At 57.4% G+C, this 19,824-nt stretch carries 22 protein-coding genes, 2 tRNA genes and 1 pseudogene; 16 read left to right on the top strand and 9 right to left on the bottom strand.

From position 1 onward, the window contains the following. Positions 1 to 11: 11 nt before the first annotated feature. The gene (locus tag F3H58_RS01165) at positions 12 to 488 is read left to right on the top strand and encodes a nuclear transport factor 2 family protein (RefSeq protein WP_149740937.1); all 477 of its coding nucleotides are present in this window, start codon (positions 12 to 14) and stop codon (positions 486 to 488) included. 67 nt (positions 489 to 555) lie between these two features. On the opposite strand, the gene F3H58_RS01160 is transcribed toward F3H58_RS01165, so the two are convergent. The 4 genes from F3H58_RS01160 to F3H58_RS01145 form a co-directional block, all read right to left on the bottom strand. Continuing rightward, a complete protein-coding gene (locus tag F3H58_RS01160) occupies positions 556 to 1,920 on the bottom strand; it encodes a PepSY-associated TM helix domain-containing protein (RefSeq protein ID WP_149740936.1) in 1,365 nt (454 codons plus the stop codon). Positions 1,921 to 1,967: 47 nt separating this feature from the next. Then, the gene (locus tag F3H58_RS01155) at positions 1,968 to 2,372 is read right to left on the bottom strand and encodes a DUF2946 family protein (protein WP_149740935.1); all 405 of its coding nucleotides are present in this window, start codon (positions 2,370 to 2,372) and stop codon (positions 1,968 to 1,970) included. A 156-nt stretch (positions 2,373 to 2,528) separates the two neighbouring features. Continuing rightward, the gene (locus tag F3H58_RS01150) at positions 2,529 to 2,921 is read right to left on the bottom strand and encodes an acyl-CoA thioesterase (RefSeq protein ID WP_063949081.1); all 393 of its coding nucleotides are present in this window, start codon (positions 2,919 to 2,921) and stop codon (positions 2,529 to 2,531) included. Between the two features lie 71 nt (positions 2,922 to 2,992). Next, complete coding sequence (locus F3H58_RS01145) at positions 2,993 to 3,880, bottom strand: TrmH family RNA methyltransferase (RefSeq protein WP_149740934.1); 888 nt, start codon at positions 3,878 to 3,880, stop codon at positions 2,993 to 2,995. Between the two features lie 209 nt (positions 3,881 to 4,089). On the opposite strand from F3H58_RS01145, the gene F3H58_RS01140 reads away from it, so the two are divergent. From F3H58_RS01140 to F3H58_RS01120, 5 genes are all read left to right on the top strand, one after another. Then, positions 4,090 to 4,174 (top strand) — tRNA-Tyr (locus tag F3H58_RS01140). A gap of 25 nt (positions 4,175 to 4,199) precedes the next feature. Further along, positions 4,200 to 4,273 (top strand) — tRNA-Gly (locus F3H58_RS01135). Positions 4,274 to 4,543: 270 nt separating this feature from the next. Next, positions 4,544 to 6,754 (top strand): sensor histidine kinase, encoded by a 2,211-nt coding sequence (locus F3H58_RS01130; protein WP_149740933.1) that lies wholly within the window; start codon positions 4,544 to 4,546, stop codon positions 6,752 to 6,754. Further along, positions 6,747 to 7,202, top strand: coding sequence for a response regulator (locus F3H58_RS01125; protein WP_065655878.1), 456 nt, complete (start codon positions 6,747 to 6,749; stop codon positions 7,200 to 7,202). Before F3H58_RS01130 ends, F3H58_RS01125 begins: the two co-directional genes overlap by 8 nt. A 13-nt stretch (positions 7,203 to 7,215) precedes the next feature. Then, positions 7,216 to 8,208 (top strand): sensor histidine kinase, encoded by a 993-nt coding sequence (locus tag F3H58_RS01120; protein WP_149740932.1) that lies wholly within the window; start codon positions 7,216 to 7,218, stop codon positions 8,206 to 8,208. A 54-nt stretch (positions 8,209 to 8,262) separates the two neighbouring features. Here F3H58_RS01120 and F3H58_RS01115 read toward each other — a convergent pair whose 3' ends face one another. Next, complete coding sequence (locus tag F3H58_RS01115; protein WP_236766920.1) at positions 8,263 to 8,688, bottom strand: response regulator; 426 nt, start codon at positions 8,686 to 8,688, stop codon at positions 8,263 to 8,265. Positions 8,689 to 8,845: 157 nt separating this feature from the next. Here F3H58_RS01115 and F3H58_RS01110 point away from each other — a divergent pair, with 157 nt between their 5' ends. From F3H58_RS01110 to F3H58_RS01100, 3 genes are read left to right on the top strand one after another with little or no spacing between them, the layout of a single operon-like run. After that, positions 8,846 to 10,300 carry a sensor histidine kinase gene (locus tag F3H58_RS01110; protein WP_149740931.1) on the top strand — a complete coding sequence of 485 codons (1,455 nt, stop codon included), beginning with the start codon at positions 8,846 to 8,848 and terminating at the stop codon, positions 10,298 to 10,300. Next, positions 10,297 to 10,734, top strand: a complete 438-nt coding sequence (locus tag F3H58_RS01105) for a response regulator (protein WP_006316407.1) — start codon at positions 10,297 to 10,299, stop codon at positions 10,732 to 10,734. Before F3H58_RS01110 ends, F3H58_RS01105 begins: the two co-directional genes overlap by 4 nt. A gap of 4 nt (positions 10,735 to 10,738) precedes the next feature. Then, on the top strand, positions 10,739 to 11,785 hold the full coding sequence (locus F3H58_RS01100; RefSeq protein WP_149740930.1) for a sensor histidine kinase: 1,047 nt from the start codon (positions 10,739 to 10,741) through the stop codon (positions 11,783 to 11,785). A gap of 77 nt (positions 11,786 to 11,862) precedes the next feature. On the opposite strand, the pseudogene F3H58_RS01095 reads toward F3H58_RS01100, so the two are convergent. The 3 genes and pseudogenes from F3H58_RS01095 to F3H58_RS01085 all read right to left on the bottom strand — a co-directional run. Then, positions 11,863 to 12,222: pseudogene (locus F3H58_RS01095) on the bottom strand (anti-sigma factor); the annotation flags it as partial. A gap of 106 nt (positions 12,223 to 12,328) precedes the next feature. Continuing rightward, positions 12,329 to 12,523, bottom strand: a complete 195-nt coding sequence (locus F3H58_RS01090) for a hypothetical protein (RefSeq protein ID WP_149740929.1) — start codon at positions 12,521 to 12,523, stop codon at positions 12,329 to 12,331. Between the two features lie 128 nt (positions 12,524 to 12,651). Further along, on the bottom strand, positions 12,652 to 12,978 hold the full coding sequence (locus F3H58_RS01085) for a BA14K family protein (protein WP_149740928.1): 327 nt from the start codon (positions 12,976 to 12,978) through the stop codon (positions 12,652 to 12,654). A 317-nt stretch (positions 12,979 to 13,295) separates the two neighbouring features. Here F3H58_RS01085 and F3H58_RS01080 point away from each other — a divergent pair, with 317 nt between their 5' ends. Beyond that, positions 13,296 to 13,745: a hypothetical protein gene (locus F3H58_RS01080; protein ID WP_065655883.1), complete on the top strand. Its 450-nt coding sequence runs from the start codon at positions 13,296 to 13,298 to the stop codon at positions 13,743 to 13,745. A 626-nt stretch (positions 13,746 to 14,371) separates the two neighbouring features. Next, positions 14,372 to 14,740 (top strand): MliC family protein, encoded by a 369-nt coding sequence (locus F3H58_RS01070; protein WP_149740927.1) that lies wholly within the window; start codon positions 14,372 to 14,374, stop codon positions 14,738 to 14,740. Between the two features lie 473 nt (positions 14,741 to 15,213). Here F3H58_RS01070 and F3H58_RS01055 read toward each other — a convergent pair whose 3' ends face one another. Next, the gene (locus tag F3H58_RS01055; protein ID WP_035263395.1) at positions 15,214 to 15,846 is read right to left on the bottom strand and encodes a TerC family protein; all 633 of its coding nucleotides are present in this window, start codon (positions 15,844 to 15,846) and stop codon (positions 15,214 to 15,216) included. A gap of 402 nt (positions 15,847 to 16,248) precedes the next feature. Here F3H58_RS01055 and tuf point away from each other — a divergent pair, with 402 nt between their 5' ends. The 5 genes from tuf to F3H58_RS01030 all read left to right on the top strand — a co-directional run bounded on the left by tuf (position 16,249) and on the right by F3H58_RS01030 (position 19,813). Then, the gene (tuf, locus tag F3H58_RS01050) at positions 16,249 to 17,424 is read left to right on the top strand and encodes an elongation factor Tu (protein WP_003525183.1); all 1,176 of its coding nucleotides are present in this window, start codon (positions 16,249 to 16,251) and stop codon (positions 17,422 to 17,424) included. A 311-nt stretch (positions 17,425 to 17,735) separates the two neighbouring features. Then, positions 17,736 to 18,044: a 30S ribosomal protein S10 gene (rpsJ, locus tag F3H58_RS01045; RefSeq protein WP_003507767.1), complete on the top strand. Its 309-nt coding sequence runs from the start codon at positions 17,736 to 17,738 to the stop codon at positions 18,042 to 18,044. A 204-nt stretch (positions 18,045 to 18,248) separates the two neighbouring features. After that, on the top strand, positions 18,249 to 18,890 hold the full coding sequence (rplC, locus tag F3H58_RS01040) for a 50S ribosomal protein L3 (RefSeq protein ID WP_003507769.1): 642 nt from the start codon (positions 18,249 to 18,251) through the stop codon (positions 18,888 to 18,890). A gap of 12 nt (positions 18,891 to 18,902) precedes the next feature. Then, the gene (rplD, locus tag F3H58_RS01035) at positions 18,903 to 19,523 is read left to right on the top strand and encodes a 50S ribosomal protein L4 (protein WP_003495173.1); all 621 of its coding nucleotides are present in this window, start codon (positions 18,903 to 18,905) and stop codon (positions 19,521 to 19,523) included. Beyond that, positions 19,520 to 19,813, top strand: coding sequence for a 50S ribosomal protein L23 (locus tag F3H58_RS01030; RefSeq protein WP_003495178.1), 294 nt, complete (start codon positions 19,520 to 19,522; stop codon positions 19,811 to 19,813). The genes rplD and F3H58_RS01030 overlap by 4 nt, the downstream gene beginning before the upstream one ends. Positions 19,814 to 19,824 lie beyond the last annotated feature (11 nt).

Here is a 19,824-nt window from a genome sequence, read left to right as displayed (position 1 = left end):
AGGTATCACCCATGAATTTCGTAACGCGCCGTCTTGCCATCGCCGCTTTCGCCCTCGTGCCCGCCTTGATGGCGGTACCCGTTCTGGCGCAAACCGCAGCACGGGACTTCGCGCAGGAAGAAGCCAACCGCAAACTGGTGATCGAGTTTTACGACACGGTCTTCAACAAGCATGAGGTTGACAAGGGCGCCGCCGTCCTCGTCGACAGCTACAAGCAGCACAACCCGATGGTGCCGGATGGCAAGGCGCCGTTCGTCAATTATTTTACCGGCTTCTTCAAGGAAAACCCGCAGTCGAAAGCGCGGATCGTGCGTAGCGCCACGGATGGCGATCTGGTCTATCTGCACATCCATTCGACGGAAAATGAAGGTGATCGCGGCAGGGCCATCGTCGATATTTTCCGGGTTACCGACGGCAAGATCACCGAGCACTGGGACGTGATCCAGGAGGTGCCGGAAAAGGCGGCGAACACCAATACGATGTTCTGAGGGCCGTTGCCGTCGCATTGCCGATAACAAGGGAACAGCCGGGATTTTCGCCCGGCTGTTTTCATTTTCAGATTGAACGTCGTTTCTGGCGCGACTGTACGATCAGATCCAGCGCCAGCATGACCAGCAGGCTCGCGCCCACCAGCGGGAAAATGATGCCGCCGATGGCGAGTATGGCGAGCAGGCCGTATAGGGCGCGTTTCTCCTGCGGCAGGGGTGGCACGCCGAGCGCCCCTTTCGGGCGGCGTTTCCACCACATGATGCCGGCAGACACAGCAAGCAGCACAATGCCGATACAGGCGGCCAGAAGCACGATCTGGTTGGCGAGGCCATATTGCTGGCCCAGATGCACGTTGATGCCCCATTCCAACGCCTTACCGAGCGGGCCGTAATCGGCGTAGCTCATATCGATCAGCGGTTTACCGCTATATTGATCGAGGTGGACGACTCGTTGCTGCGCGAGATCGTCGGGATAGACGGAGCCGCTATAGACGCCCGTCGGTTTTCCCGGCAGGGAGACAGCGTAACCGGCGGCAAGAACGAGCGCGTCGAAACGTGCTATCGCCTCGTCGATCCCGATTGGCTGGCCTTCCGCTGAATGGGTGGATTCCGGTATTTTCGCCTGCTCCAGTGACCAGCTTGTCTTCGCCACGTGATCGAGATGTTCCCCCGACATCGGAACATCGGTGCGAATGCCCGCCGGATATCCGAAGTTGCTGCCATTCGCCCATTCATTGACCTTCGCACCCCAGACGCCCGACCAGGGCATGCCGGTGACCGCAAGGAAAACGATGAAGGAGCCGACGAAAATGCCGGTGACAGCATGGGTATCGCGCCAGAACACCCGCTTTTTCGGCGTGCCGCGCACGGTCACGACACCGCCGGTCTGTTTTCGCGGCCACCAGAGATAGATGCCGGTGGCGACAAGAAGGATGGACCAGCCGGCAGCGATCTCGATCAGATAGCGGGCATAGGTACCGAAATATTTCAGGCTGTGGAGATAGCGGATCGTCCACATGACGGTGCCGCGATCCGGCAGGGAGCCCGCAACCTCAACAGTGTAGGGATTGACGTAGACGGCCCGCTTTCCATCCGCCGTATTGACGGTGATTTCCGTCGATGCGCCCGGATCGGCGGGGGTGGTATATTTGACGGCTGTGCCGGGAACGGCCGCAAGTGCTGCACTCACGATCTCGGAAGGCAGCGCTTTCGGCGCATTTTGCACCACTTCGATCCGCTTCAGGTCTGAATGGATGAGATTATCGAACTCGTCCCGGAAGAGATACAGCGCACCGGTGACGGCGAGCGATATCATGAAGGGCAGGACGAGCAGACCGGCGTAGAAATGCCAGCGCCATACGGCGCGGTAAAGATTTGCGGACGAGGAATGCGCAGGCGCGCGCTCGCCCTCGAAAGAGGTCGTAACGGACATGGATGTCTCCGCAAGAGAATTGATTTTCCGGTAGGCCGGACAGTGTTCTAGCGTTGCGGAGCGGAGGGAGGTGCGCGTGGGCGCGATTCCAGATTGGGCGGCGATGGCGGCAACGCCGCGTGGATGTTCAGGAAGGTGACTTCGACCGCAGGGAGAATATTGTCCGCGCGCTCGACGGGAATAACCGGAAGAGCGGCGGCCGTGGCCGAAGCCAGACGGCAGAGCGTGCCGCAACAGTCGTCGGCGATCTTGCCGGCAGGGTTGTGTTTGCCGGAGCCGCCTTCCGGCATATGGCTGGAACAGATGATCTCATCCGCCGCCAGCGCGGCCATCGCCATGTTGCCGCTGGTCAGGCCGTTGGCGAGCCCCTGCAAAAGGAAAAGCAGAACCGCCAGCATGGCGATGGCGCCAGCCGAACTTCTGTCCTGCATGATCCTGCGAATGAATCCCATGCAATCGGAATGTCATATTTGCGGCGAGATGTCACCGCGACACAATGACGGGAAGGGAGGGGTCGGTCCCGACAAAGCGTGGGATGCCGATGCTGCTTGTTGTTATATATGCCGCTTAAATGGAGAGTGGCGCTGGAGCCCAGCGCCGCAGCGCGCTTATTCCGCTGCCGGAATGGGCGTGGGTTGTCCGTTTTCGTCCATCGCCACCATGATGAAGGTTCCGGCGGTGACTTTTTCCAGCTTGTCATAACGCGACCGCTGCGCCCAGGCCTCCACCGTCAGGGTGATGGAGGTGCGGCCAACGCGGGCGATATCGGTATAGATGGACAGCGTATCGCCGATCTTCACCGGCAACTCGAACGCCATTTCCTTGACCGCCGCCGTGACGACGCGACAGCGCGAACGCTCCGCTGCACGGATGCCGCTCGCCAAGTCCATCTGCGACATGACCCAGCCGCCGAAAATATCGCCGGCCGGATTGGCGTCGGCCGGCATGGCAAGCGTTCTGAGCGTCAGCTCGCCGGTCGGTTTGATGGTCTGCTCGGTCATGTTGAAATTTGCTCCTTGCGAAAAAGCGCAGCATGCGTTGCGCTTTGCGATTTCGCAAGGAAGGCGAAGCGTCAGGACGACGCTTTGCCCAGAAATTGCTGCGTTGCATAAAGGGCGATGGCTGCCGCATTCGAAACGTTGAGCGATTTGATCTCGCCGGGCATATCGAGACGGGCGAGCGCCGAGACGGTTTCGCGCGTTTTCTGGCGCAGGCCCTTGCCTTCGGCGCCCAGCACCAGAGCGATTTTTTCACCGCTGAAGGTCTGCTCGATGGGGGCGGGGCCTTCCGAATCCAGACCGACGGAGAAGAAGCCGAGCTTGTGCAACTCGCCGAGCGCATCGGCCAGATTGGTGATCTGGATATAGGGAATGAGTTCCAGCGCACCGGAAGCCGATTTCGCCAGCACGCCCGACTCGGTCGGGCTGTGGCGCATGGTGGTGATGACGGCGCCGGCGTTGAAGGCGACCGCCGAGCGCATGATGGCGCCGACATTGTGCGGATCGGTGACCTGATCGAGCACGAGAATGAGCGGGCTGTCCTTCAGCGCGCCGAGACGCTTGACCGGCAGCGGCCGGGTTTCCAGCATCACGCCCTGGTGGATGGCCTCGGGGCCGAGCACACGGTCGATATCCTGAGGGGAAACCATCTCGACCGGGAAGGGCTGGGCATCGGCCTCGCCGATATCCAGCCGCACAAAGGCGTTCTGGGTGACGGAGAGCTTGACGATCTGCCGTTCGGGATTGGCGAGTGCGGCACGCACGGTATGCAGGCCGTAAAGATGCACCTGATCGGGCGCTAGCTGCGGCGGCTTCCAGTCGTCCGCGCCGCGGTTCTTGCGCCTCGGTTGCTGCGGGGTCGGAATTTCGCCGCGCTCGCGCTTGGCGTCGCGCACGGCGCGGCGCAGGTTGGCATAGTGCGTGTCGCGGGTGGATTTGTTCTTGGGATCGTCTTTGCTCATGGCGCCTTATATCTCCGCCGGGAGGCGCGCACCAGCCCCCGCGATAATCCACAGGGCCGTAAAGAGGTTTGAATTTTTTCCCGAAAATTCGTGAAAGGGCGTGTTGACAGAAACGAACGAGGCCGTCATATACGCGCCACAGACGACGCAACGGCGCTTCGCCGCAGCGAAATCTGAAGAGCTTGGTCGCTCGATCCTAGCAGAAAGCTGGAGGGATGCCCGAGTGGTTAAAGGGGACGGACTGTAAATCCGTTGGCTACGCCTACGTTGGTTCAAATCCAACTCCCTCCACCATTCTGCACGGATCGAAATCACCACCGCGGGTATAGCTCAATGGTAGAGCAGCAGCCTTCCAAGCTGAATACGCGGGTTCGATTCCCGCTACCCGCTCCAGCTACCCCTGAAAAAATCGATAAATTTCCTCAATCGCTGGCTTCCCTTCGCTTTACCGTGCGCATGTAGCGCCTATTTCTGCGGGATGGTCCGGCACGCGAGCTTTTCACCGTCACGGTTTTGCCAGCCAATGAATCGCATTGATGTCATATGGGCGCCATTTCAACCTCTTGCCAAAACCAGCGTTTACATCTTCGCAATAATCAATAGGTTGGCGGCATCTTTTGAGCAGGTCGAACGTTCTTGCAAAGAGAGCGGCTGGAGAAAGTTATGAGTTCAAATACGCCGAAACTGGATAGTTGCGGCGCCGAGCCCATCCACATTCCCGGTGCTATTCAGGAACATGGGGCCCTTCTGGCTCTGTCCGCGCGGGAATTTTCCCTGGTGCAGGCGAGCGATAATCTTGCCGACTATATTGGTGTGGCCCTGCCAATCGGGGTCGTCGTCACCGAAAAAATCTTGCCTTTCATCTCCGCACTCTCCGCCTGGTATTCCTCCGAAGAGAGCAACTTCCGATATGCGTGGGCCGAAAAGAAACTCGATGTTTCGGCGCATCGATCAGGGACTTTGGTTATTCTCGAGGTGGAAAAGGCAAGAGAGGGCGAGTCGGCTGAAAAGCTGATGGGCGAACTTACCAATCTGGCGCAATATCTGAACAGCGCGCCGTCGCTCGAGGACGCTCTTTCGCGGACCGCGCAATTGGTGTCCTCGATCAGCGGTTATGATCGTACCTTGATTTATGATTTCGCACTGGACTGGAGCGGCCATGTCGTGGCGGAAGCCGGAAGCGGGACTTTGCCGTCTTATCTCGGACTTCGCTTTCCGGCGGGCGATATCCCGCCGCAGGCGCGGCAGCTCTACACCATCAATCGCCTGCGAATGATTCCCGATGTCGATTATAAGCCTGTCCCGATCAGACCGCCGGTCAATGCGGAAACGGGAGCGGTGCTCGATATGAGCTTTTCGCAGCTTCGCAGCGTGTCGCCGGTTCATCTCGAATATATGCGCAATATGGGCACGGCCGCTTCGATGTCCGTGTCTATCATCGTTAATGGCACTCTCTGGGGCTTGATCGCCTGCCACCATGCGACACCCCATTCGGCATCCTTTGCCGTCCGTGAAGCCTGTGATTTTGCGGCACAGCTCCTGTCTATGCGGATCGCGGCCGAGCGGAGTTCCCAGGATGCATTCCGCCGGGTGGAGCTTGGCCAAATTCAGGCGCGTCTCTTGAAAGGCATGGCCGCCGCCGAAAAATGGGTTGATGGACTGCTTGCGGGTGACGACGAAAAAAACGACCTGCTGAAACAGGTGGGAGCGGACGGCGCTGCACTCGTCCTTGGCGACGACTATGAGCTTGTCGGCAGAACGCCGTCACGGCAGCAAGTTGAAGAGCTTGTCTTATGGTTGGCAGAGAAGGACGTTGTGGATGTTTTTGCAACCGACAATCTGGCCGGCGATTACGCTGCCGCTGAGGCCTATGCTGCCGCCGCAAGCGGAATTATTGCGATGCGGGTTTCGGAATTGCACGGCAGTTGGCTTATCTGGTTTCGGCCGGAAGTCATAAAAACGGTGCGCTGGGGCGGTGATCCGCACAAGACGGTGCAGGAGAGCGGGCGCATTCATCCGCGCAAGTCCTTTGAAATCTGGAAGGAGCAATTGCGCAATACGTCATCCCCCTGGTCGGAGGCCGAGCTTGCGGCGGCGAGGGAGCTTCGCAGCGCGATCATCGGCATTGTCCTGCGCAAGGCCGAGGAGATGGCGGATCTGACGCGGGAATTGCAGCGGACCAACAAAGAGTTGGAGGCATTTTCCTATTCTGTTTCGCACGACCTGCGTGCCCCGTTCCGTCATATTGTCGGGTTTGCGCAGTTACTGCGGGAGCGCAGCAATGTTCTGGACGAGAAATCCCTGCATTATCTGCAGATGATATCAGAGGCGGCGCTGGGTGCCGGCAGGCTGGTGGATGATCTCCTGAATTTTTCACAGCTTGGCCGCACGCAACTCACCCTGAAACCGGTGGATATGCAGAAGGTGGTGAGCGAAGTTCGTCGCTCTCTGGCGCCCGCCGTTGCGGATCGCCAGATCGAGTGGCGCATCGGAGAGTTACCGGTGATATTCGGGGATGCGACCCTGCTGCGGCAGGTCTGGTACAATCTCATCGAAAATGCCATCAAATATTCGTCTCGGGAGCCGGTCTCGATCATCATCATTTCTGCGGTGGAAACCGAGGATGACGTCACTTATTCGGTCGAAGACAATGGTGTTGGCTTCGATATGGCCTATTACTCCAAGCTTTTTGGTGTGTTCCAGAGGTTGCAGCGGGTAGAGGATTTCGAGGGAACGGGCATTGGACTGGCGTTGGTGCGACGAATTGTCGAACGCCATCACGGTTCGGTCGGTGCCGAGGGAACTGTCGGTGAGGGAGCCACGTTCTTCTTCACATTGCCGGTTATGAAAGTTGAAGAGGAAAAAATTGCCTGAACTCAGACCCATTCTGCTGGTGGAAGACAATCCACGCGATCTGGAACTAACGCTGACCGCTCTTGAAAAATGCCAATTGGCGAATGAGGTGGTGGTGGCACGCGATGGCACCGAGGCACTCGACTATCTGAATGTAACCGGTAGCTATCATAACCGCTCGGCTGGTGATCCGGCAGTAGTTCTTCTCGACCTCAAACTGCCGAAAGTGGATGGGCTTGAGGTGTTGCAGACGGTCAAGGGCAGCGATCACTTGCGGCACATTCCCGTCGTCATGCTGACGTCTTCGCGAGAAGAACAGGATCTCGTTAGGAGCTACGAACTCGGCGTGAACGCTTTTGTCGTCAAGCCCGTGGAATTCAACCAGTTCTTCAAGGCGATACAGGATCTTGGTGTCTTCTGGGCTCTCCTGAACGAACCGCCACCGGGTGCACATCGCAATGGCGGATGAGGCGGTGTCGCGAATGGAGGCAAGCAGACTTCTTCTCCTGGAAGACAGTTCTGTGGATGCCGAACTGATCGAAGAACAGCTTTCACGCCTTTCGCCGCCACCTGCGGTAACGAGAGCCGTAGGCAAGGCATCGTTCATTGAGGCGTTGGAAAAACAGCAGTTCGATATCATTCTCGCGGATTTCTCCTTGCCGGACTTCGATGGCATGTCGGCGCTCGATGTCGTTATGGCGAGAAGACCCGATACGCCGTTCATTTTCGTGTCCGGTGTCTTAGGCGAGGACGCGGCGATCGATGCATTCCGGCGCGGGGCGACGGATTATGTTCTCAAGCAGCGGCTTGTGAGACTGCCATCCGCTGTCGAGCGCGCGCTGGCGGAAGCCCGGGAGAAACAGGAGCGAAAGCGGGCGGAGCTGCACAAGGAGCTGCTCGTCCGTGAGCTCAGCCATCGCGTCAAGAACACGATGGCGATGGTCGTTTCAATCATTCGCAGAACGGCCAAAGGCAGCACCTCCATCAAGGATTACCAAGAACGGCTGGTGGCCCGCGTGAGTGCCCTTGCGGAGAGCCATGCGCTGCTTTTTCAGAGTAATTGGGGCGAGACGAATCTGAGGGATGTCGTGACGCGGGCGATCGAGCCGCATAATACCTTTGCGAGCAGGATCGAACTCGACGGTCCGGATGAGGTACAGGTGTCGCCGAAATCGGCGCTGGCGCTGGGAATGATCCTGCACGAGCTAGCCACAAATGCCCAGAAATACGGTTCTCTTTCCGGCGCAAACGGAAAGGTCGAGGTTGTCTGGAAAAAGGTTCTGAACGGAGACGGCCATGACTGCATCGACCTGCGGTGGCAGGAAAGTGGCGGCCCGCCTGTTTCCGTGCCGCAGGATACCGGATTTGGAACAACCCTGATAACAAGGGGTGTGCAATACGAATTGCAGGCGGAAAGCGAAATTCGCTATGATCGCGACGGCTTGCGATATCAGGTCATCTTTCCCCTGGACTAAGTCGCCAGACGAAAAGAAGCGGAGTGGGGCACCCGACCGAGATTGGCCCCGCACTTAGTTGGTCAGTGAAAACTCGTTCGCCAGAACACGCGACAGATTGTCGAAATCGCAGGGTTTGGAGACGACCGTCAGCCCGTCTAGTTGCGCGCGGACCCCGGGTATCTCCGCATATCCGCTGCAGATGACGAAGGGGATGTTTGCCGCCTTGAGTTCTTCAATGACGGGTAAGGACAATTCGCCTCGCAAATTGAGATCGATGACGGCGCCATCCAGATCGGTGTCGTTTATTTTCTCCAGGGCGGCACCGATGTGCGAAACCGGCCCGACGACATTGACTCCCAGATCGGAAAGGAAATCCTCCATATCCATCGCCAGAAGCGCGTCGTCCTCTAATACGAGGATTTGTTTTCCCTGGAAACTATAGCTCATCGTTACCGCATTTTCGTCATTTGGGCTCAGTCTGGCACCGCCAATCAACATTGCAAAACCCCTAAGTCCCCAACTGGTTCCTTCCATAAATAAAAAGAAAACAGTCGCCTGTGATGTCGTCGTACTCTAGTTTGCAAACTCAATTCGTGCGTACCGGGAATGTGTTTCTGTGACTGGTTTTTCACCGTTTGCCCAACGAAGCCTTTTGATGCTTGCCGTGGGTGTTGCGATTTTGATTGGCATGGTCTCCATGTCGTTGTGGCTTGTGCAGGTGAATAACCGCTATTCCCAGGAAACAGCGGAACTCCGACGTTTCCGTGCCGCTGTTTTGGATGTGCTGACGACGATGCAGGACATCGAAACCGGCCAGAGGGGATATCTGCTGACCAATAATCGCGATTATCTCCTGCCTTATGAAGAAGCCCTGCGTGGCTTGCCTCAACGCCAGTCAAGACTTTTCGATCTTCTGACGGAAGACGAGCAATACAAGCAGTCTCTTTCGGGCCTGAGACAGGCAATCGACGCGAAGTTGGCCGAGACCCGCGAGACCATAGATCTGCAGCGTGCGGGCCGAATAACGGAGGCGGTTGAGGTTGTCCGCAATAATGACGGCAAACGCTTCATGAACGAGATCAGGAGTATTCTGTTTGACCTGCAATCGGACACAGATGATCGCTTGCGCATCATCGTTGCGGATCAGCTGGGGGCCGCCAATACGCTGCGGTGGGTGACGGTCGGCGGTGCGCTCGCCATCCTCATTGTGGTCGGTGGTTCGATCTTCCTTGTCTTCACCTATATCCGCGCCCTGACAAGGTCGCGGGAGGATGTCGATGAACTCAATCGTCATCTTGAAGAACGTGTAGAGGAAAGAACGCGCGATCTCCGGCGAGCCAATCAGGAAATTCAGCGCTTCGCCTATATCGTAACGCATGACCTGCGCGCGCCGCTCGTCAATATCATGGGCTTCCTCTCCGAATTCGATACATCGCTGAAGCCGGTGAGCCGTTATGTTCTCGCAGATGGCGAGTCGCTGCCGGAAGATGTTATCCGTGAGGCGCGGCTGGCTGTTGAAGAGGATATTCCAGAGGCTATCGGCTTCATTCGCTCGTCTACCCGCAAAATGGATCAGCTGATCAACGCCATCCTTAAAATATCCCGCGACGGCCAGCGAAAGCTACAGCCGGAAAAGGTTGATATCGAAACGTTGCTTTCGTCGCTGTCTGAGACGGTGCGCCACCAGATCAACGCCAATGGCGGTGAGATTGAGGTCGATACGCCGAAGCTGACGATCGTGACCGATCGAATATCCCTTGATCAGATTCTTGGAAATCTTTTCGACAATGCGGTGAAATACCAGATGCCTGGCCGTCCGCTGAGGCTGACGGCACGAGCCTATCCGGCCGGGCGGGGGGCGATTTGTATCGAGGTCGCCGACAATGGGCGCGGTATCGGGGAACAGGATCTTGAACGGGTATTCGAGCTCTTTCGCCGGGCGGGCAGTCAGGACCAGCCGGGAGAGGGCATTGGTCTCGCGCATGTTCGTTCGCTAATCAGAAATTTAGGAGGTGACATTAAAGTCGAGTCTAAACTCGGTGAGGGCAGTACATTCATCCTGCTGATGCCGAGCGATCTCAGACGAGTCACCAAGGAAGGCGAAAAATGAAAGCGACCGGTCAGGAAGTAACGATCGTGATGATCGAAGATGACGAAGGCCATGCCCGGCTGATCGAGAAGAACGTGCGGCGTGCCGGCGTGAACAACGAGATCGTGCCTTTTACGCTTGGCGCCAAGGCGCTGGATTTCATATTAGGCGAAAGTCGGGATGGGCTTGTCAGCAAGGACCGCTATCTTCTCGTCCTGCTCGATCTCAATCTTCCGGATATGTCGGGCCTTAACATTCTCGAGCAGATCAAGAGCAATGAATATACCCGCCGTTTGCCCGTGGTTGTGCTGACAACCACTGATGACGAGACTGAAATTCAGAAATGCTATGATCTCGGTGCGAATGTTTATATAACCAAGCCGGTCGATTATGAGGGCTTTGCCAATGCCATCAAAAATCTCGGCCTGTTCTTTTCCGTAATTCAGATACCTTGAAGGCATGATGGCTTTGCGCGTTTTGTATGTCGACGACGACCCGGCTCTGGCGCGGCTTTCCAGCCGCGTTCTTGGTCGTCACGGGATGGAAGTGGTTCACGCCACCTCCGTCGCTTCCGGACTGGAGCTTTTTCAAAACGGGCAGTTCGATGTCGTTGTTCTCGACCATTATTTCCAGACGGCGACGGGCATGGAATTTCTTGCCGCGATCCAGACGATACCGGCAAGGGCTCCGGTTCTCTATGTGACGGGCTCAAACGAGGCCCAGATCGCCATCGACGCGCTCAAGGCGGGTGCTGCCGACTACGTCATCAAGAATGTCGGAGACGATTTTTTTCCGCTTCTGCTCACGGCGATCAACCAGGCATTGGAAAACCATCGCCTGCGCCAGACAAAGGAAGAGGCCGACCGCTTGCTGGTAAAGGCCAAAGAGCACGCGGAAATGATGGTGAAAGAGATGAACCATCGTGTCGCGAACAGCCTATCGCTGGTGTCGGCCATGATCCGTTTGCAAATAAACACCCTGAAATCGCAGGAAGCGGAAACCGCGTTGCTGGAAACGCAAAGCAGGATTTCGGCCATCGCCGGCGTGCACCGCAGCCTCTATAATACCGCCAATGTCGGGCTGGTCTCCCTGAGTTCCTATCTAACCTCCATCATCGGCGACCTGTTCCAGGCGGTGCCCGGCTCTTCTTCCGTCACGGTCGAGACTTCGCTTTGCGAAATCGATCTCAAGGCGGATCATGCCGTGGCGCTTGGTGTCATCATAACCGAGCTTCTGACCAATGCGCTGAAATATGCTTATCCTGACCAGACCGGTACGGTTCGCGTCAAACTCTCCGAAGATAATGGACAGTTTGTTCTGCTGGTGGAGGATGACGGCGTCGGCGTGCCGTCAAATTCGACTCCGCGTGGCACAGGCCTCGGTACCAAGCTGATCATGGCGATGGCGCAGAATATCGGTGCACGTGTCGAGCAGACCCATACGCATCCCGAGCTGAGGCAGGGAACGCGTTTTACGATGACATGGCATGAGAAGCGGCAGGATTGATTTTCCGCTTTTACCACCGCCAATAATGAGAGCGGCGCAGAAGCTTCTCTCAGGCGGTGCTAAACCGGTTTGAAAACTCACAGATGCCGCGCCGTGCCGATAGCGATGAACGGGCCGGTTGCATGACCGGTCGGAGAGCCTGCGAAGGGCTCCACGCTGATTGCGACGGTCGTGCCATCCGTTATGGTGCCGCACATGTCGGCGGGAATGATAAGGTCGCCGTTCGTGCCCGGCTGGAAAACGCCAAGCGAGCGGGTCTTGCCGCCATCCATGACGAGCCACAATTCTAATGATTTTTCGTCCGTCTTGCCGGTTGCGACCGGTACGATACGCATCCGGCCCGATTCCGCATCGTAGGACGCAAGGAGATTTACCCTACTGTCGGTTGTCGCAAGCTCGGCCACGAGCGGGTTGCCGCCTTTTGCCTCGGCAGAAACATGCGGCCGTCTTCCGGCATTTTCCAGCTGTAGGAAGCGTTCTTCCTGAGCGCCCTGTTATGAGGTCTGACTGCGTCTGTGGGCTCCGGCCATGCAGAACGCGTCTTCAGGATGGCTCCAGCGCCGACTGGATCCGCAGTTTTTCCGCGTCCAGTTCGCTCAGCCTTCCCATATGCGCCGAGATTTCCTCAAAGATCGAGATGCGATCCGTTTTCGACAGGCGCTCCACGCGACGCAGGGCCGTGATGACCTCGATCAGATCAAGTCGCTCCTGCTCGAGCTTTTCCAGATTCCAGAACATCGCGTTTTCCCCGTTGATACGCGTTCAAACGGTTCGCCGGGCAAAAGGTTCAGATCAGTCGAATTTAAGGTAAATTTTATCTTTTCGGCAACGGCCCGGGCTGGAGATGTCCCCCGGGCCTAATCGAATCAATAGGGGGAGCGGCACTGCGTCCGCGTGCCGGCAGGGGCCATATAGCTGTTGTCGGTGGGGTGGTAGGATGTGTAACGCGCCGCACACCATTTTATATGGTTGATCTCGGCTTCAGACAGGGCGTAGCCGTTGGGCGTGGCTTCTTCGCCTTTCCCTGCCGCAAAGGCAGACGCCGGGTAGCCTCGCTGATTTGAATTCTGCGCCTGCGCCTGTGTTTCGTAGGCCGGCTGTATGAGACTCAACGCATGGGCGGGCACGACAGCAGCGGCAGATATCGCGACGCCAAGAGCGAGCGCGGAGATGGTCTTCGGCATCCTCAACATCGATAAATCCTCGTTATTCGTTCGGTATGCTAACGAAAACTTAGGAAATTCGTTCCGGCGAAGGGTTGACGCCACACGAACACGTGATTCTCCAGGCTGGGCGCGGGAGGCGGTTGAAGCGGCAATATGGGGATGCTCCGCGTCCTGCGGCGGCTTTCATGATGACGGTGCGACGCTGCCTTCAACGGGAAAATGGTTGTCCGGTGAGCAAGTTCCATTCCCGCCAGCTTCGCTTCACCGTCCTTTCGCACTGCTCGTTGACAAGCGGAAAATCCGGTCAGATAGTCGGCCGGCAATCATGCAAACGGGAGTCTTCAATGTTTAACAGGGTTGTCATTCTCTCATCCTTTGCGCTGCTGGCATCGGCGGCGTTTGTCTCCCCCGCAGCCGCACTCACCATGAAGGAGTGCAGTGTGAAATATCAGGCGGCGAAAGCCGACGGGTCGGCCAAGGACGTCAAGTGGAACGACTATCGCGCCAAGTTCTGCGGCAGCGAGGCGGCAGCCGAGGATGCGGCCGACGACAAGCAGGTCGCGGCCACCACCGAAAAAGAACCCGAAAAAGCGACGACAAAGGCCCCGAAGGGCGTCGCTTTCCCGAGTGCTGTCGATAAGAAATACTCAAGCGAGACGCCCGCAAAGGCCCGCCTGAAAACCTGTGTCGACTCCTATCACAAGAACAAGAATGACGGCACGCTCGGCGATCTGAAATGGATCCAGAAGGGCGGCGGCTACTGGAGCCTGTGCAACACGGCTCTGAAGAGCTGAGACAGGCGGGGGCGGATTACCTCTGGCGTTAGCGCGTTATCCGGCACGGTTTCGGATAACGCGTGAGTCGATTCGGTCGCGACCGTTTGCCTTCGCCCCTTTTCTCCTTGCCGCCATTCGCCGGCAGATACGGATATCGCTTCCTGTTCGCGATCAGGACCTGATCGCGGATGAGTCCATTCCTTTGAGGGTGGAAACGTGTCGCATGGGGCAACCCCGTTTTCGGGCGGGTAAAATCTGCGAATGGCTTGCGATTCAGTCTCTTGATAGAAAGATTTGACCCTGCGGCTTGATCCGCATCCAGCAATTCAACGGCTGCGGCTGTCCGATGACGGCTCGCCGGCAATGTGGGCGGATGACCAGACGATTTCGAAACTATCTCACCGTGCTGGCCATATCGCTGCTGATGTGGACGGTGATCCTTGGCGTCGTTTATTGGCTGTTTCGATAGGTTTTGCCGCAGCTTGCCGGCCTGAATGAAAGTGCCGGAGGCCTGTGCGGCGATAAAGCCGCCTTATGCCTGCAAAGCCGATATTCCCGAAAATTTGATATGGTGAGAGACGGCCGCCCCATTTCGGCTTTGCTGGCGTGACCTTATGGTTCGGTGAGATCAGGAAAGGGTCATCATGAAAAAATCCGTTGCCGCGACATGCCTTGCAGCTTTCTCCATGTCGGTCGCTACCGGCGCCATGGCTGAAGAGCTGGTGATTCCGCTCCCGAATGACACGAAGGTTGAAAAGGTGGAGACCGTCTACCAATGCGCCGCCGACAAGGTGGAGGCCGTCTATTTCAATGCCGGTGAGATCAGCCTCGTGCGGCTTGGGCTGAAGGATGGCGTCACCGTTGCCGCAAATGTCATTTCCGGGTCGGGCGCCAAATATCAGGGCGGCATTTATGTCTGGTGGTCGAAGGGCGAGGAGGCGGATCTTTACGATCTGATGGCGGATCCGGAGATGAAAAAGCCGGTTCATTGCGTGGAGGCGAAGAAATCCTGATCGTGGGGAGCGTTGCCTCAAAGGAGCGGCGGCAGGGCGGTTTTTTGAAAACCTTGCCATGCCGCCGGTCAGCGTGCGAGTGCGCGCGCGGCGCGTTCAGCCAAGAACGAGCGACGCAAGAAGCGCCAGCAGGATAAGAGAGCTGGCGACAACACCGAGCCTCACCCTGCGAAGGCGGCGGGTGCGACCGCCGCTCCAGTCATAAGCCATTGGCAGCTTTACCTTTCTTTTTATTATTATGACTTATTGCCTAGCTCCCTAGGCTTGCCCGTGGCTGACCTCAATTGTCAGAATCCATCGGCGAAAATTCACGATTTCCCTGTCTTCTCCCGATGTTGCAGCACGCACGGCGATTGATTCTTCCTGTCCTGCGACGGCAAAGAGGATGAGGCGGCCTCATGGGCGCAGGCCATGAAAAAGGCCCGGAAACTGGCGTTTCCGGGCCTTGTGGAGAAGCGTTTCTGCTGGTCGTTTCAGCTCAGATAGGGCTGGAGATAGGGCAGAACCTCGAGCGTGCCGTGATACAGCATGTTGAGGGCGACATAGATGATGACCATCAGGCCGAGATAGGAAATCCAGCGATAGCGGTGCAGCAGCTTGGCGACGAAGTTGGCGGCAAGACCCATGAGCGCAATCGAAACGACGAGGCCGATGATGAGCACCGTCACATGTTCCTGCGCGGCGCCGGCGACGGCAAGGACGTTGTCCAGCGACATGGAAACATCGGCGATGACGATCTGGGTCGCGGCCTGGAAAAAGGTCTTGTGACCTTTGGTCAGATCGGCCTCTTCGTCCGTCACCTCGTCTTCGATGGAGCCTGCGGCCTCACGCAGTTCGACCCACATCTTCCAGCACACCCAGGCGAGCAGCAGGCCGCCGAACAATTGCAGGCCGACAATGGCGAGAAGCTGCACGGTGACGGCGGCAAAGCCGATACGCAGAACCGTGGCGGCGATGATGCCGACCAGGATCGCCTTGCGGCGGAGGTGAGCGGGCAGACCGGCGGCGGCAAGGCCGATGACGATGGCGTTGTCGCCCGCCAGCACGAGGTCGATTGCGATGACCTGTAAGAATGCCGTGAAACCGGCGGCTGTGAAGATTTCCATGGGATGGTCCTGAAACGGATAGAGAGGTCGCGAGGGAAGCGACAGATCGACATATGGCTTGGGATGGCGCGCTCGCGCCGGATTCCAGTCGCCCGTCTCCCCCCGGCGATGAAATGTCCTTAAGCCATCATGCCGGTGCAGGTAAAGAAGTTGTGATAGAAATATCTTATTTAGTGATCGGCCATTCTGGGGGAGGGGCTCGTCGGGCCGATGCCCGCTTCGCCTTTGCGAGGGTTTGAATGTCGCAAATCAGATACCATATACGGGCCTCAAGGCACGCTTAGGGCGCGCGCGAAGGCGCTTTCACAATTAAGTCTTGCGCATTCGCTTACAAAGCCTTAAACGGCGACACCAAACCGGTACGCCGGGGAAACTACTTCACGTTCACAGGAAGCAATTCACATGGCAAAGAGCAAGTTTGAGCGCAATAAGCCGCACGTCAACATTGGCACGATCGGTCACGTTGACCATGGCAAGACGTCGCTGACGGCAGCGATCACGAAGTTCTTCGGCGAATTCAAGGCGTATGACCAGATCGACGCCGCGCCTGAAGAAAAGGCCCGTGGTATCACGATTTCGACGGCGCACGTTGAATACGAAACGCCTGCCCGTCACTACGCGCACGTCGACTGCCCCGGCCACGCCGACTACGTGAAGAACATGATCACCGGTGCTGCCCAGATGGACGGCGCGATCCTGGTTTGCTCGGCTGCTGACGGCCCGATGCCGCAGACCCGCGAGCACATCCTGCTTGCCCGTCAGGTTGGCGTTCCGGCGATCGTCGTGTTCCTCAACAAGGTCGACCAGGTTGACGACGCCGAGCTTCTCGAGCTCGTCGAGCTTGAAGTTCGCGAACTTCTGTCGTCCTACGACTTCCCGGGCGACGATATCCCGATCATCAAGGGTTCGGCACTTGCCGCTCTTGAAGATTCTGACAAGAAGATCGGTGAAGACGCGATCCGCGAGCTGATGGCTGCGGTTGACGCCTACATCCCGACGCCTGAGCGTCCGATCGACCAGCCGTTCCTGATGCCGATCGAAGACGTGTTCTCGATCTCCGGCCGTGGTACGGTTGTGACGGGTCGCGTTGAGCGCGGTATCGTCAAGGTTGGTGAAGAAGTCGAAATCGTCGGCATTCGTCCGACCTCGAAGACGACGGTTACCGGCGTTGAAATGTTCCGCAAGCTGCTCGACCAGGGCCAGGCCGGCGACAACATCGGTGCACTGGTTCGCGGTGTTAACCGTGATGGCGTCGAGCGTGGTCAGATCCTGTGCAAGCCGGGTTCTGTCAAGCCGCACAAGAAGTTCAAGGCTGAAGCCTACATCCTGACGAAGGAAGAAGGCGGCCGTCATACGCCGTTCTTCACGAACTACCGTCCGCAGTTCTACTTCCGCACGACGGACGTAACGGGCATCGTTACGCTTCCGGAAGGCACGGAAATGGTTATGCCTGGCGACAACGTGACCGTTGACGTCGAGCTGATCGTTCCGATCGCGATGGAAGAAAAGCTGCGCTTCGCTATCCGCGAAGGCGGCCGTACCGTCGGCGCCGGCATCGTTGCCTCGATCGTCGAGTAATTTCGACCTTTGAAATTCAGACTGGCGGCGGTGTGAACAACACCGCCGCCGGACTTTTGGTAAAAAGCCTGGCGGCGTTGCATTTTTAGTGCTTGAAAAATTCGGTGAAAGCGCGTAAACGCGCACTCACACTCACCGCTGGATTCGCAAGCGATTGCGAAACGCGGTGTTTTAGCAATACAGACAATTGAAATGATTGGGATGCGACAGCGCATTTCTCTCGATTTTTGAAAATCTGCGGCGCCACGATCAATAGAAGTTCATGTGTTTCCGCGTGCGGAAACGAATAACAAAGAACAAGGACAAGACGAATGAACGGCCAGAATATCCGTATCCGCCTCAAGGCGTTCGATCACCGGATCCTCGATGCCTCTACCCGTGAAATCGTGTCGACCGCAAAGCGCACCGGCGCCAGCGTTCGCGGCCCGGTTCCGCTCCCCACCCGCATCGAAAAGTTTACCGTCAACCGCTCTCCTCACGTTGATAAGAAGAGCCGTGAACAGTTCGAAATGCGGACGCACAAGCGTCTTCTCGATATCGTTGACCCCACCCCGCAGACTGTCGATGCTCTGATGAAGCTCGACCTCGCTGCTGGCGTTGACGTGGAAATCAAGCTCTAAGACCCGGCCCGATCCATTCAAGGTGAGGGCTGAAGTAACAAGGCCGGACTTCACCTTTGGGTGAAGGCCAATAACAAGGAAGGTACGTGGAGCAATCCAACGACTTCCAAACCGGAGACCGGAAACATCGTGAGATGTCGAAGGGCACTCCTTAACAAAGGCCAGAGAGGGTTTTCCCTTCAAGGCTCGCAAGAGGATGAACCAATGCGTTCAGGTGTGATTGCACAGAAAGTGGGTATGACACGCGTCTATAACGACGCAGGTGAACATATCCCTGTAACAGTATTGCGACTGGATAACGTACAAGTCGTTGCCCAGCGCACGGAAGACAAGAATGGCTACACCGCAGTTCAGCTCGGTGCCGGCCAGTCCAAGGTCAAGAACACGACGAAGGCACTTCGCGGCCACTTTGCCGCTGCCAATGTCGAACCGAAAGCCAAGCTCGTCGAGTTCCGGGTTTCCCCCGAGAACCTGATCGATATCGGTGCAACACTGACCGCAAATCATTTTCAGTCCGGCCAGCTGGTCGACGTCACTGGAACCACGATCGGTAAAGGTTTTGCCGGTGCGATGAAGCGTCACAACTTCGGTGGTGGCCGCGCTTCGCACGGTAACTCCGTATCGCACCGTGCACACGGTTCGACCGGTAACAACCAGGATCCGGGCCGCGTCTGGAAGGGCAAGCGCATGGCTGGTCATATGGGCCAGACGCGCGTCACGACCCAGAACCTCGAAGTCGTTTCGACTGATGAAGACCGTGGCCTCATCCTCGTAAAGGGTGCAGTTCCCGGCTCGAAGGGTTCCTGGATCATCGTCCGCGACGCCGTCAAGTCGGCTGCGAAGTAAGGGAGCCTTATCATGGAATTGAACGTCAAGACCCTCGAGGGAAAAGACGCCGGCAAGGTTTCTCTGTCGGATGAGATCTTCGGCCTCGACCCCCGCCAGGACATCCTGGCCCGCATGGTTCGCTGGCAGCTTGCAAAGAAGCAGCAGGGAACCCACAAGTCCAAGAACCGGTCGGAAGTTTCCCGCACCGGTGCGAAGATGTACAAGCAGAAGGGTACGGGCCGCGCTCGTCACCATTCGGCTCGCGCACCGCAGTTCCGCGGCGGCGGCAAGGCCCACGGCCCGGTCGTTCGCAGCCATGCACACGACCTTCCGAAGAAGGTTCGCGCGCTCGCTCTGCGTCACGCCCTGTCTGCAAAGCTGAAGGCTGAGGAACTGATCATCGTTGATCAGCTCGTTGCGTCCGAAGCAAAGACCAAGGCTCTGCTGGGCAGCTTCGCTTCGCTTGGCCTGACCAACGCTCTCGTTATCGGCGGCGCTGAACTTGATGGCAACTTCAAGCTCGCTGCTCAGAACATCCCGAACGTGGATGTTCTGCCGGTACAGGGCATCAATGTTTACGACATCCTGCGCCGTGGCAAGCTGGTGCTTTCCAAGGCTGCTGTAGAGGCTCTGGAGGAGCGGTTCAAATGACGGATCTTCGCCACTACGATGTGATCGTATCTCCTTCGATCACGGAAAAGTCGACGCTGGTATCCGAACAGAACCAGGTCGTATTCAACGTCGCCAAAAGCGCTTCCAAGCCTGAAATCAAGGCTGCCGTGGAAGCTCTCTTCGGCGTCAAAGTCACGGCTGTGAACACGCTTATCCGCAAGGGTAAGACCCGTCGTTTCCGTGGGTTCGCCGGTAAGCTTAAGGACGTCAAGAAAGCCGTCGTTACGCTCGCCGAAGGTCAATCCATCGACGTGTCCACCGGACTCTAAAGGTTAGGCCC

It is taken from the genome of Rhizobium sp. NFACC06-2 (genome assembly GCF_900101425.1).
In the GTDB taxonomy this organism is placed as follows: Bacteria; Pseudomonadota; Alphaproteobacteria; order Rhizobiales; family Rhizobiaceae; genus Agrobacterium; species Agrobacterium leguminum.
Note: the sequence above shows the minus strand (reverse complement) of the source record. Positions and strands in the feature narration are given on the sequence as shown.